Origin of the sequence: Pseudofrankia coriaricola (assembly GCF_001854805.1) — a bacterium.
Taxonomy (GTDB): Bacteria; Actinomycetota; Actinomycetes; order Frankiales; family Frankiaceae; genus Pseudofrankia.
Map to the genome: position 1 here is coordinate 1 of NZ_MBLO01000022.1, position 13,387 is coordinate 13,387.

Here is a 13,387-nt window from a genome sequence, read left to right on the forward strand (position 1 = left end):
CTGGTCGACCGCCCCACCCCCACCAGAACTGGCAGCGCTACTTGACCACGTGAGCCACTCCCACCCACTGGTCGCCCCAACCTGACCAACCAGCGACTAGGCGCAGCGCCCGGTCCCGCGTCTTCTCGGAGACGTCCAGGAGCTGTGGGTGCGCGGCCAGGTGCGCCAACAGCGGGAGGCCCAGGTCGGCGGTGTGCGGGATCGGGATAGGTGCAGGAGGTGGCGGGCCGGGATCCGGCTTGTCGATCAGCTCGATCACCAGGTGGCTCCGATCGCGGCCCCGGTAGATGAGCCGCTTTCCCTCAGGGACCTCGTCCAGGGGAATCGACGCGAGCGCGCGCCGGTAGGCCGCCCGGACCGCCGCGGGCGGGTTCTCGATCCGCAGCACTCCGCCGGCCTTGAGCACCCGGTCCATCACGGTCGTCCCGGAGATTTCCGGATCGCCTGTCAACGGCGCCGGAACGGGCGCGGCCGTCGTCCTGTCCGTAGTTGGACGGGACGGCGATGTCCTGACCTCCGGCGTCCCGGCCGTCGTACCACCGGCAAGCAACAACCTTCCAGCCTCGGTGATCGTCGCGGTCCATGCCGCTCCATGGCCACGGACCTGGACCAAGCCGCGGGACGCCAACGCCCTGGCGGTCACACGGTGGCTGAAATCAGGCCACGCACGCTCAGGCGTGCCGTCCCCGATCCACTCGAGAATTTCACGCTGCCGGTCGCTAAGCCTGGCCACACACCTGTATGTAATGCGGGCGTTTGGGAGGCCCGAGGCGCCACGCCATCGAGATCGGCTTCGGCCCCGAAGCCGGCCACTGCTGTATCGCCGGCCCGGTTCGGCAGATCGACGACATGACGCCCCTCGCACACCACCAATCAAGATCATCTGGTATGGCCGGTCTGGGTCAGCTCAGGTCATAGAGCCAGTCGTCATGGGCGGCCAAGTAGTCGCGATTTACAGCTTCCTGGGCCGCGCGTCTGCCGCTCGTCAGGAGATCCTCGACGGCCGTGCGGTGCGACGGTCCGAGCCAGATGGCCAGTTCCGCTGCCGTGGCCGCGGTGACAACCTTCGGGGCGCGGCCGGGACGCATGCGGCGCAGCAAGGCGTCATAGAGCCCGTGCGCGGGCCTTACCGGAGGGAGCCGCTCCCGAACGGCCACGGCCGCCGCGTTCGCCGGGATGCGCAGGCCTTTCTCGTCGAGATCTCCGAAATAGGCGATCTCGACCACCGGCGGGTCCAACCTACCGACGGACAGGACCGAAGCCTCGAACGCGCCGCCCGCGCCCCAGCCAACCCGTCCGACCCGGTGGCCTGCGCGCTCTACCAGCACACGAACGAGTGAGTCGAAGGTGTCGCTGTTCTCAGCGATGAGCAACAGGTCACCGGGTCCGACCTGTTCGCTGGTGAACCGGACAACGACCCGGTAAGTCGCCAGCAGCTCGAGGGCGAGGCGGCCGTCGGCGAACAACTGGCTGGTCAGGAGGCGGCCAAGCCGCTTCTCATCGCCAAAGATCTCCAGGGAGCGTTCGCGCAGCGGGACAGAAACGACCCCACGGCGGGCGTACAGCCATTCGTTGATCTTTTCCAGGTCGGCCCGCTGCGTGGGGGTCAGCGGTGTGCCGGGTACCCAGTTCAGGTGCGGGTGCCAGACGGGGTCGTGCCGTGGGGCGGGTGCCAGGTCCGGTTTCGGGAGGGTCACGAACCGTGGTAGCTCGGGGATTGCCAGCCGGTCGTAGGACCGTGGGCTGGGCATGACGACGATCTCGTGGCGGGCGAGCTCGTCGAGGGTCTCTCGGAGCACGGCCCGCCTATGCACGCTCATCCCGAGCGCCGGGTCGGCCTCGTCCAGCAGCCTCCACAGATCGTCAAGGCTCACGCGTCGAGTGGTGCGAGAAGCGAGAGTTGCCGCGAGCCGAGTCGCGCGCGGGCTGAGCGGTGCCAACGACACGTCGTCGGCGCTCACGCGGGTCGGCCCGCCGACGTGCCCGCCGGGGCCGGGCGGGTGTAGACCCGTGTGCTGGTCAGGGTCCCGCCGCCGTCGGGCTCGCCGAGGCCGGCAAGGGAGCGCGTCATGAGTTCGTCGACAGTGAGGTATTTGAGTCCGGCGCGCAGGTCGGCGTCGTTGCGGAGCCTGATGATCAGTGGGAAGACGCTGAGCGCGTTCAGGTCGAACAGACCGGTGGTGTAGATCAGCTGGACGCCCAGGGCGTCGGCGACGGCGAGCTGGAGCTCCAGCAGATAGCCGGCCGAGGCACGGCCGATCGGGTTGTCCAGGAAGAGCACTCCCGCGTGCCGGCGGTCGGCGTAGCCGCGGTCGTTGGACCGCAGTGCCGCCATGGTGCAGTACAGGATGATCGCGGCTGTGAGCAGCTGGCCTCCGGAGAACACGTCGCCGATTTCGGCGACCCGCACCCGTTCCGCGCGCAGCACAGCGTCGGGTTTGAGGATCTCGACCTTGACACCCTTATGCATCGCCGCCCGGACTCCCCGCAGCAGCAGGCTCATCCCGTCGCGACGGATCGGTTTCTTGTCCTTTCCGCCCGGTGCCGCGGCGGATTCCGTCACGTCGTCCACGACCGCGCCAAGGCGTTCCTCGAGCAGCCGGGGTTCCGCGGTCTCGAAGGTGATCCGGAGGAACTGCTCGCCCGACCAGTCGCCGAGCCCGTCGGGTAGCTCGGACAGCCGGCGGGCCAGGCGCAACGTTCCGAGGGCGTGCTCGACCAGACCGCGGAGCTGGACGAGGATCGCGCCGCGGTGCCGGTCGATGTGGCCGAGGTCGATCTCCAGCGTGGCCAGCCGGGGCCGCAGCGCCGCCTCCCAGGCCGCGGCGTGCTGGGGGAGGTCGTCCCGGCCGACGCTGATGATCTGGTGGCGTACCGGGTTCGTGACTGTCGCGAACCTCGTCGTGACGGTGTACGCGAGTGCGTCCGCTGCCTTCCTGACAGCTTTGTCGGCCTCGTCGAGGTGTCCGGTTCGTTCCTCGACTTCGTGCAGGACGTCCGCGCGGCGTCTGCCAGCCTCTTCGACGTTCCCGGCGAACATGACGACGGTGGCGTCGGGAACGGCCGGCATGACGATCGCGAGCGCGGACCGGTGTGCGTCGAACCTGCCCACGAGACCCCGAGCCTCCCCGGCCTCACGGTCCACTGTCCCCAATTGGGTCCGCGCCGTCTCATGGAGGGTGCGGGCGTCCTCCCACTCCTGCTCGGCGCGTGCGACGAGTGTCTCCGCGTCGGTGATCGTGGTCGGGCGGGTATAGGGCGGTTCGAGTGTCACCTCCTGCGGGGGCAACCTGCGGTGCTCGCTACGCAGCTCACCGACTCGAGAAGCCTGCTCCGTGTGCTCTTCGTCGGCGGTCCGCAGCTCCCGCCCGCACCGCTCGGCCGCGGCTTCACGGGCCGGCGCGTCGGCGCCGTCGGGACTGGCGAGCAGAGCGACCGCCAGCGCCCGTGCAGACTCCGGGCGGATGCCGTTGACGGCAGTCAGTGCCGCCGCCTCCGCCCGCTCCGCGGCCCGCAGGTCACTTCGGAGGTCGTCTCCGACTGAGACCCGCTCGTAGGCCTCCTTCGCTGCCTTGTATGCCTCCCGAAGTGCGGAAACGGGCAGAGTCGGGGTCGGCTCGGACTCGTATCCGATCGCTCCGAGGATCTCGCCGATATCGCCGCGGCTGGTCGCGGCGACGCGGCGCTGGTCGTCGGCCGCCCGGCGCGCCTCGCCCGCCTCGCGGCGCAGCCGCACGGCGGTGTCCCGCTGTATCTCGGCCTGCCTCTCGTGGGTGGCGACCGCCACGTTGGCGGCGCGGACGGTCGCTTCGAATCCGGGCACGGTGGCGGTGCGAGCGGCGAGGGCAGCGAGCAGCTCGGCGGAGCGGCGCGTCTCGTCCTCGGCTTGCCGTAGGCCTGGCAAGCTTTGCCGGGCCAAGGCGAGCGCCTCATTGGCCTCCGCCCGGGCGGCGCGGACGCCGTCGACGGCCGTCTTCGCCTCGGCCATCACCGTGGCCGTGGTGGTGCGCACGGCCCGCAGGTCGGCGAGGGTGCCCGGCGGGTAGCCGTCTCGCCAGGCGGTCAGCCGACGGCTCAGCTCCTGGTCAGTAGTGAGCTGAGCGGTCAGTTCGTCGTGACGCGCCTTGCGCTGCTCCTGCTGGCGGGACAGAGCGGCGCGTTCGGCCTCGGCCTGGTCGGCGTCGAACAGGGCAGGGTTCGGCGGGACGAGGAACCCGATGCCCGCCGGCGGCGCGGCGGACTCGTTCGTGATGGCGATCGTCGTGCCGACCGCGACGACCGAGCGCGGCCACAGGCGCGCCTCGGTGAGGATCCGTTCAGCCGCGTCGAGATCGGCGCCGTCGTTGAGGACGATGCCGCCGACGAGGCTCGGATGGGATCTCAGGACGTTCTCCCGCCGATCCGGCGGGACCGCTGCCAGGTATTTCCAGCCGGGCCAGGCCGTGATGCCCGCGGCTTTGAGCAGGGCGAGCGCCTTGCCGATCTCGTCGGCGGGTGGCAGGAGCCCACCGGAGCCGAGCGTGTCCAGGAGCCGCTGGTCGCGCAGGCTCTCACTTCGTAGGTTGTCAGCCTCGTTCTCGGCGCTCTTGATCGCCTCTTCGAGGCGGACGAGGAGTGACGGTGTGTCGGTGTCGAGTTCGATGCGGTCGACGCCGAGCAGGGCTGCGAGCCGCTCGTCCTCCATCAGGTCCGCCGCGGATGTTTCCGCGAACTCCGCGCGCCGCGCCGCTTCGGCCGCGTCGGTCCTGGCCCGGGTGAATGCGCCCTCGGCGGCCAGCAACTGGTCGTTGCATGTCGCCAGGTCGCCGTCCAGCCTGTCCCGTTCGGCCTCGGTGGACCCGACCCGTGCCTTTGCTTCGTCGGCCGCATGGGCGCGGGCCTCGGCACGGGCGGCGACGTCCTCGTCGGGGGAGGTGAGTAGGCCGTCTGCGACCGCGGCCCGTACTGCCGCCGTCACCGCAGCCACCTGGGCGGCCGCGCTCTGGGCGCGGGCCTTCTCCTGCTCGCCTTCCTTGTCAGCGTCGCTCCTCGCGTCGTCGGCCGCCTTGGCCTCCTCGTCGAGCGTCGTGGCCGTGGCATCGTGGCGTTTAGCCTCGGCCATGGCGGCATCGGCGACGGCGAGCAGCCCGCGTGCCAGCCCGCGGGCTGCGGCGTCGCGGGCGGCGAGCGCTGGCGCGGCGCTGTCTTCGCTTTCGGCCACGACCCGGCGGATCGCCACCGCTTTCTCCCGGGCCGTGTTCAGGGCCAGGATCTTCTCGGTCTGCCGCCAGGCCTCGACCCGCTCCTGACGCTGGGCCAGCAGCGTGGTGAGCCGTTTCTGCTCGGCCACGGCTGCGGCGAGTCGCAGCCCGGCCAGCGTCCGGCGGAGCTCGGCGGTGATCCGGTTCAGCCGGCGGACCCGGCTGTCCGCGTCGCGCTCGACGGTCCGGGCCGTTTCGAGCCGCTCTTCCAGGATTCTCAGGCGTTCCTTCTCGTGCGCGTGGCGGGACTCGATGGACATCGCGAACCGGCCTGCCCGGGCCCGGCTTTCCTCGAGCCCGGCCCTCGCGGTCTCGGCCGCACCGGCGGTGGCCACCAGCGGCTCAAGGTGCGCCAGTGCGCCGACGACGAAGTCGCGCTCGGCGGTCAGGCCCCCGCGCTGGGAGAGCCGCGCCGCGTACCGGTCTACGAGTTCCGCCAGGCCGCGGGGTTCCTCCTCCTTGGTCACCGCTGTCAGCAGCCAGTCGACGAAGGCTTCGTCTGAGCGGAACGTGAAGGCATCGGCGGCCTCACCTTCGCCGGCGTTCATCCGCCGTTGGTAGCGGAACAGCTCCGGATCGAGCCCAAGACTGGCTAGATGGTCGGTCCAATCCTTCTGGTCGGTCTCCCAGCCCAATCTCAGGCCTGGATCCGCCCGGTGGGCCTCATTGAGGCGGTCTTTGAAGCCCGGGAGTCGTACCGGTTTGTCTCCTTCGACAACCGGAAGCGTGTCGAGGGCGAGTGTCGGGCTCGGATGGAAGGAATACCAGGCCTCCGCGAACCGGCTCGGGTCACTGGAGACGGTTTCGCCCTTCCAGGCGCTGACCTTGCCGACGACGACCGCCTGGCCGGTCCGTACGTGTCGCCATTCGAGGACGACGTGCGCGACGTCCCGAGCGAGCACGAAGTTCTCGAGCACGCGGGTATTCGTCGTCCCGACTATCTGGCGCCGGCCGGGCAGCATCACCGAGAAGATCAGTTTGATCAGCACGGACTTCCCGCCGCCGTTCTCCAGGAACAACACCGTGGCGGGGCTCGGCCTGCGCGGCACATCGGTATGGGCTGGCGTCTCACCATCCAGATCGAACATGGACGGCTGCGCTGCTGGCCTCGACACCGGGGCGCCGACGTTGCGCAGGTCAAGGGTGACGTCCTGGTAACGGGCACCCTTCGGCCCGACGGAAACCAGCCGCACCCGCGCCAGCTCGAACACCCTCAAACCCCCTATGTTCCGGCTCAGCCCAGCAGGTCGCCGCGGATGGTGTGCAGGCTGCCGGTGCCGTCCGTTACGACGACGACCCCGAGCTGGAGGAGCTCGTCGAACGCGGCACCGGCGGCGAGCTCACGCACCTGCACCTGGTAGCGCGGCGTTGTCCGGTACGTGCTCCCACCATCGCCGCCGACCTGGATCAGGAAGCCCTGCTCCGCGAGGAACTTCATCGCCTTCGTGACCATGGCACGCGTCGAGTCCCGCGTGCCGCCGACCTCCGTTCGCCGGGAATAGACCCGCCAGGTCCGCTCCAGCTCCGGCGCCTCCTCCGGCGGGTCGAGGTTCTCCTCCGCCGCGGCGGCCCGCTCGTCGAGCATCCGGCACGACTCACGAACAACCGCGTCGACCTGTTCGACGCTGAGCCGGCCGACATAGGTGTCGTCAGCCAGGTCCGCGGGCCGCGGAAACGCGACCGCGGCGACAGCCAGATGGATGAGACCGTGCAGCACCCGTTCCCGACGGTCCCGGACCACGGCGCGGCGTGAGTAGTCCTCCATCTTCAGCTCGAACAGCGACTCATCGGTCGCCGCCAGCACCAGGCCCGTACGGTCCGAGCAGCCCAGGATGACCAGGCCCAGCCCTGAGACGACCGCCGCCGTGGCGGCGGCGAACATCTCATCCGTCGCGTGCCGGCGCACCAGGTCCGCGTAGGAACGGTCGCGGGCCGGCACGAGTCGCGGCCGCATGCCGAAAGCGACCAGTTGGGCCGCGTCAGCGATGTCCGTGATGGTTGGGTTCTCGCTCACGCCGCGCCCTCCGAGGCCAGGCCGCTGTCCGCGTGGGCAGCGTCGTGGCCTGAGATCCGAGCGACACCCACCAGCAGGTCGGCCCCGCCGAACCCCTCGTCGTCGAGCCGGGTCCCGTCGTCGACCGCGATCAGAATCCGGTCATCGCCCTGCCTGCGGGCGGTGCCGACCTCCGGCGACACCGCGTGCAGCGCCAGCAGCATCACCAGCCTGGGTAGCTCGGCCTCCGCCGCCCGTGCGTCGGCGAGCAGGCCAGACAGCCTGCGCGGCACCTCAGACACGTCCAGCAGCTCTTCCGCCCACCTCCACTGCTCGGCGGTGAATACCTCCGGGTCGGGCAACGGCTCCAGCTCAGGCTCCGGAAGGCTCTCGCCGAGGTCCGTCCGGTCGGGCGCGGGACGTAGCAGCAGCTCGACCATGTCGAGTAGCCGCGGCACGACGGGCAGCCTCAGCCCCGTCCCCGCGCGGAAGAACTCGCCAGTCGGCTTCTCGGCGTCCGCGACGGGCAGGTCGAGCGTCGGCGCCAGCAGCTGGCCGAACAGGTCCACCGTCGCACGCAGCGGCGGGCCGGAGAACTGCTGGCGGTCCTGCTCTGTCCGGAAGAGGCCCCCCGCGTCCAGCAGCCGCGTCTGCAGCTGGGTGTGCCGCCGCATGCACTCCTCGACGATCTCGACGATCTCGACGACCGTCGCCGCCTTGCGTTTGCGCTCCGGTTCGACCGCCTCGTTCCGGACCGAACGGATCGTCGCCAGGATCGCGGTCTCCTGCCTGTAACGAGCCTCCACATGGGCCAGCGCCGTCGCGATCAGCTCGGGCATCTCCTGCTCCCAGTCGACCGAGCGGACGTCGCGCCGGGTCGCATCCAGACGCCGGCGCAGTTGCTCGGCGTACTGGATGGTCGTGTACCTGGCCTGTAGCGCGGCGGCCTGGGCATCCGCCAACTTGCCCCGGTTGATCAAGTTCTGGAGCTTGATCTCGGCGGCGATCTGCGCGGACTCGACGTCGGTGTCCAGGGCACCGATCAGGACGTTGATTGCCTCGTCGGACGCGCGCAGGTACACCTCACCGTCGGCACCAACCAGTTCGACCAAGAGCTTGAACGAGAACGTGAGCCGCCGATACCGACCGTCGGCCATCGTGCCGTAGAAGACCTGGAACCCACGGTCGACGCTGCCGACATTGATCAGATTGTCGAGAACCCACCGGGCCACCTGCTCGTGTTCGGCTGTCGTTCGGTCGGGAGCCTGCGCCGCGACGAACGGCCGAACCCGGGCGATCACCTGCTCCGGCCCCGCCCCACGGTCGAAGTCCATCGCGATGGCCACTTGGTCGAGGATCTGGAACGCGATCTCCGCCATCGCGTAGACCGAAGCCTCCGCGAAGTCCAGCCGGGACTTCCGCGCGTCGAGGTCATGGATCGGCCCCGTACAGGCCAGAGCCTTCAACCGACGAGCGAGCCCCTCGTCGATCGCGAGGACGTCACCACCCATCTCCCCCCGGTTGGTCACAATCCGAACACTATAGGCGACAGTGACTCACCTGATCTGCCCATCGCCGCGACACACATCGAGTCACCGCTGCGCACGTTGAAGAGCCCGCCACCGATTCCCGCGCTGGCTCGCTACCGCTAGCCTTCGGCCCGCTTCGCGCCGCGGTCACCGCTCGGGCGCGGGGGCTGACGGCGTTACGATGTTGTCATGATCGAGATGCCGCTGTCCGAGGGTGAGCGGCTGGCTCTTGTGGCTCGCGAGGTCGCCGAGTCGGGCCAGGTCGTCTACCTGACCGACCATGGCCGGCGGTTGGCGGCGATCGTGCCAGCGAGTCTGGCGGAACTTATCGAGCGCGGCGAAGCGCGCGGTGGCCGGCGGGTCCTGGGCGCCCGCGGTGTGGGGCGCAGCGGTCGGCATGACATCTCCGAGCGGATCGAGGAGATCCTCGCCAACGAGGTGACGTCGTAACCCTCGTCGTCGACGGAGATTCGGCCGTGAGTCTGGAAGGTCTCGACGAGCCGCCAGGTGAGCCCGCCACCCGGGTTGCCTACTACCGCCAGCGGCACACCGTAGCTGAGGAACATGCCTCCGCCCTGACGCGGACGTTCAGCCGGGAGACCTGGAAGTCGGGTCCTGCCACGCTGGCACAGATCAAGACGAGCCCTTCGATGCCCTCGGCGCAGCGTCTGGAGTCGCTCATGGCGAAGATGCGAGCGTTCGCCAGCGTGCGCTTGGTCGTCATGTGACGGACGAGCCATCCCGCTGTATTTTGTCACGAGTTCTTCACCCTGCGGGCCAAGGGCGGGAGCGTCCTGCCTCGACGGCCTCGAGTTTGGGATTCGGCCTCAGTCGTCACTGACTCTCCGGGTTGAAGTAGTCGGTGAATTGATCGGAGAAAGCAGCCTTGACCACCGTCCAGCACATCTCCATGCGTGTACCGTGGCGCGACCGGCTCTGGGACGACAAGGTCTGCCACAGTCCGCTCGACAACAGCTCATGCCTGTTGCTCAAGAACATCGGCGGCAGGCGGCGGGATGACTGGGAGACGGACGTCGCTGGCAGGTCCTTCACCGAACTACCTCGGTACGACCAGCTGCCGTGCCTGTCGGAGCGCGGCACCTTTATGTCCGCCCACGGGTACGTCTTGGAGAAGGAGCACCCGTACCGGTTCAACAGGGCGCTCAGTGGACACCTCGAGCCGACCAAGGTCTCGGTGCCGCCGTACGCGTTCGAGGCGGTGCCGTTCCGCTGGCTGAGCCGCGAGACCGTCGAGGCCGAACTCTGGGAGGAGACCGGCGAGTATCGGTCCGAGCGTGAGGACGCCGTCAACAAACTGCTGAGGTTCACGCCCGGGTGGGTGATGGACGGGCGCAATCAGCGTGCACTGATGGACCGCTTCTTCGAGGATGTCGTCGCCGGCGAGAGCCTGGTCCTGATCTACCTCAAGCACTCGCCCTTGCAGGAGGAATCGGCGCGGCGGTTGCTCGTTGGTGCCGCCACGGTGACGGCCGTGGCCTCCCCGCCGATGTGGAACCAGTCGGGCCGACAGCCCTTTGACTCCGCGATGTGGGAGACGCTCGTCAGTCACAGCCTTCGCCCGGACCAGAAAAACGGGATCCTGCTGCCTTATCAGGAGCTGATCCCGCTGCTGGAGGCCGGGGAGGACGTGAGTGGCGCCTTGGCATGGGCGCCCGAGGACGCAGCCGTGGAGTTCTCCTACGTCACCGAGCATGTCTCCAACGACACCGCGATCGCCGCGCTCAACTCGCTCCGCGCGGCCGCCGACGGCATGGCCGCGCTTGGCGTTGCCGTGCCTCCCGCCGCCATTGCATGGGCCGATCAGCAGATCGAGCGCCTGTGGCAGCTGCGCGGCCCGGCTCCGGGCCTCGCGGCGGTGCTCGGACACCTCGGTGTTGAGTCCGCTCACCGGGTCGTGCGGCGGCTGGTCGCCGAGCCCGACTGGATCCGAGACCCTTGGGGCTTGGTCGAGCGGGCGCTCGACCAGCGCGACCCCCTCGGCGCGGAGCTCCGTCTGCCAGCGTCCATCAAGCTCACCTGGCGGGGCTTCGAGTCCGACGAGCGGACCGCGCTGAAGATCCTCTCCGCAATGGACGTCAACCGGGAGCAGGTCGCCGATCTGATGAACGGGCGCTCCACCTGGCAGGTCACCGCCGCGGACCTCGTGGACAACCCATACTGCGCCGCCACCTGCACATACCGGTCGCCTCACTCGATCGCGCTGGCCACCGTCGACCAGGCATGCTTCCCTGCCAGGCATGTCCCATGGGTCAACTTGGTCGACACCTTGATTGGCCTCGACGATCCCGGAGACGCGCGACGTCTCGAAGCGCTGATGGTCGAGGTCCTGGAACGACTCGCCGAGGAGGGCGACACGCTCGCGAGCGAGCCGCAGATGCTGGCCGCTGCCTCGAACATCCCGCTGACCCGGGCATGCCCGATTTCCCACCCGCTGCTCGTGGCGCACAAGCTCGATCCGGCGCAACTTGCCGACTACGAGCGGTCGACGGCGCTGGTGGCGGCCGAGCTCGAGGGCGACCTGCCCGCGTACAAACTGCAGCACCTCTACGACGCCGGCCTGGATATTTCCGAGCACATGCGGGAACGCCGCCTGGCCCCCCGCTTCGACGTGCCCTTCGACCCTCGTACGTCCATCGACACCGCCTTCGGCACAGCCGATTCTTCGGACGCTGAGGAAGAGTTGGCTCGCGTGGAGAAGGCGGCCGGGCTCGGCGAACTCTTCGCCGCGCGGCTCTCAGTCCTGGTCGGCCCAGCGGGCACCGGCAAGACGTCCCTACTCAAGACGCTGGTCGCACGCCCGGAGATCGCTCAGGACGGAGTCCTTCTGCTCGCGCCCACCGGCAAGGCGCGGGTCCAGCTGCAGACCAAAGTCGGCCACAAAGCACAGACACTCGCGAGCTTCCTGGTCAAGAAGCGTGGCTACGACCCTGATACCGGGCGGTACCTGCCCGTGGAAAAGTCAAAGCGCTCCCGTTTCGGCCTGGTCGTGATTGACGAGGCGTCGATGCTTACCGAGGAGATGCTGGCCTCGACGCTGAGCGCGCTGCAGGGCGTGAAACGTCTCATCCTGGTTGGTGATCATCGGCAGTTGCCGCCAATCGGTGCCGGTCGTCCCTTCGTCGACATCGTCGAATGGTTGAAGCCCGATGAGTTCACCGGTCCGGTCAGGAGCGCGCCAGGGTATGTGGAGCTCACCGTGTTCCGACGTCAGAAGAGCGAGGACGGCGAGCGGCACGACTTGGCGCTTGCGCGCTGGTTCGGCGGTGAGGACCTTCCCGGAGCGGCCGACGAGATCTGGCAGCAGCTCCGCCTCGGGAAGCCGTCGGACACCCTGACCTACCGGCAGTGGGGCGATGCTGGTGTCGTCGCGACCCTCATGGCGGCGATCGAGGAGGAGCTTGGCCTCACGGATACCCCGGAGCCGGAGAGCGCCTTCAAGCTCACCTACGGTGGACGGATCTCGCCGGACGGGAAATGGGTCAATTGGCCTCTCGGCCTCAAAGGAGCGGGCGACCGCTGCGAGGAATGGCAGATTTTGTCGCCAACGCGTTCGCGTGTCTTCGGGACCGTGGAGCTCAACCGGCTGCTCAAACAGAAGTATCGGGCCGGCGACCTGGAGTGGGCACAGAGACGGTACGGTCATCGGCCCCCGAAGCCGCTTGGACCCGAACAGATCGTGCTCGGCGACAAGGTCATGCAGACCCGCAACAACAGCCGGGCCAAGGCCTGGCCCGACGGTGTCGGCCTCGACTACGTCGCGAACGGCGAGATCGGCGTAGTGGTCAGCCGGGCAAGCACGTCGCCCACCTACGCCAACGTCGAATTTTCCTCACAGATCGGAGCGACCTATGGCTACAGGCCATCGTCGTCGGAGGACCCGTGGCTGGAACTCGCCTGGGCGGTGACTGTCCACAAGTCGCAGGGCTCTGAGTTTGAGGTCACCTTCTTGGTACTGCCGGCGCGCGTGGCTGTGAGTCGAGAGCTGCTCTACACTGCGCTGACTCGGCAGACGAAGAAGGTCGTGATCCTGCACGAGGGCACGGTGGACGACCTCTTCGCGCTGGCGTCACCGGCGCTGTCGGAGACCGCGCGCCGCATGACCGACCTTTTCCGCAGACCGGCGCCGCGCGAGCTCACCATCGGCGACGACATGCGCCGATTCGATGGCAACCTAATCCACGTGGCCCCGGGCGACGTACTCGTGCGCAGCAAGAATGAGGTCATTATCGCCTCGATACTGGACGAGATTGTTCCGGATCGGTGGTCCTACGAGCAGCCCCTGACCATCGACGGAGTCACCAAGTACCCCGACTTCACCATCGAAACGGCCTCGGGCGACGAGATCATCTGGGAGCACCTGGGAATGATGCGCAACCCCAGGTACGTCGCCGACTGGGCTAGGAAGAAAGCATGGTACGTAGCCAACGGGTTCCGTCCCTATGACGAGCCCGACGCCGACGGTTCGCGCGGTGTCCTCGTTTGGACCGACGACCGCGGCGGAGTCGACCAGCCCGCATGGGCCGAGATGGCCAAGCAGGTCATGGGAGTCGCGGCCCCAAGACGGGCCGCCAGGAGGGCAGCCGGAAGACGGTCATGATTCTTCC

General features: G+C 68.7%; 8 protein-coding genes. 3 read left to right on the forward strand and 5 right to left on the reverse strand.

Going from position 1 to position 13,387, the window contains the following annotated elements:
• Positions 1-37: 37 nt before the first annotated feature.
• From BCD48_RS03880 to BCD48_RS03900, 5 genes are all read right to left on the reverse strand, one after another.
• Complete coding sequence (locus tag BCD48_RS03880; protein WP_071046842.1) at positions 38-415, reverse strand: hypothetical protein; 378 nt, start codon at positions 413-415, stop codon at positions 38-40.
• Positions 416-902: 487 nt separating this feature from the next.
• Positions 903-1,874: a Wadjet anti-phage system protein JetD domain-containing protein gene (locus tag BCD48_RS03885; protein WP_083418135.1), complete on the reverse strand. Its 972-nt coding sequence runs from the start codon at positions 1,872-1,874 to the stop codon at positions 903-905.
• Positions 1,875-1,957: 83 nt separating this feature from the next.
• Positions 1,958-6,451, reverse strand: coding sequence for a hypothetical protein (locus BCD48_RS52890; RefSeq protein ID WP_071046843.1), 4,494 nt, complete (start codon positions 6,449-6,451; stop codon positions 1,958-1,960).
• Between the two features lie 23 nt (positions 6,452-6,474).
• Positions 6,475-7,254 (reverse strand): hypothetical protein, encoded by a 780-nt coding sequence (locus BCD48_RS03895; protein WP_071046844.1) that lies wholly within the window; start codon positions 7,252-7,254, stop codon positions 6,475-6,477.
• Positions 7,251-8,762 carry a hypothetical protein gene (locus BCD48_RS03900; protein WP_241841491.1) on the reverse strand — a complete coding sequence of 504 codons (1,512 nt, stop codon included), beginning with the start codon at positions 8,760-8,762 and terminating at the stop codon, positions 7,251-7,253. Before BCD48_RS03900 ends, BCD48_RS03895 begins: the two co-directional genes overlap by 4 nt.
• 189 nt (positions 8,763-8,951) lie before the next feature.
• Between BCD48_RS03900 and BCD48_RS03905 the strand changes: the two genes are divergently transcribed.
• The 3 genes from BCD48_RS03905 to BCD48_RS03915 all read left to right on the forward strand — a co-directional run bounded on the left by BCD48_RS03905 (position 8,952) and on the right by BCD48_RS03915 (position 13,380).
• A complete protein-coding gene (locus BCD48_RS03905; RefSeq protein ID WP_071046845.1) occupies positions 8,952-9,212 on the forward strand; it encodes a hypothetical protein in 261 nt (86 codons plus the stop codon).
• A 26-nt stretch (positions 9,213-9,238) separates the two neighbouring features.
• Positions 9,239-9,490, forward strand: coding sequence for a hypothetical protein (locus BCD48_RS03910; protein ID WP_071046846.1), 252 nt, complete (start codon positions 9,239-9,241; stop codon positions 9,488-9,490).
• Positions 9,491-9,648: 158 nt separating this feature from the next.
• Positions 9,649-13,380, forward strand: coding sequence for an AAA family ATPase (locus BCD48_RS03915; protein ID WP_083418136.1), 3,732 nt, complete (start codon positions 9,649-9,651; stop codon positions 13,378-13,380).
• Positions 13,381-13,387: the final 7 nt, after the last annotated feature.

What these genes read in the sequence shown, in the direction of transcription:
- BCD48_RS03880 (WP_071046842.1), bottom strand. Translation starts at nt 415, where the DNA reads ATGGACCGGGTGCTCAAGGCCGGCGGAGTGCTGCGGATCGAGAACCCG.
- BCD48_RS03905 (WP_071046845.1), top strand. Translation starts at nt 8,952, where the DNA reads ATGATCGAGATGCCGCTGTCCGAGGGTGAGCGGCTGGCTCTTGTGGCT.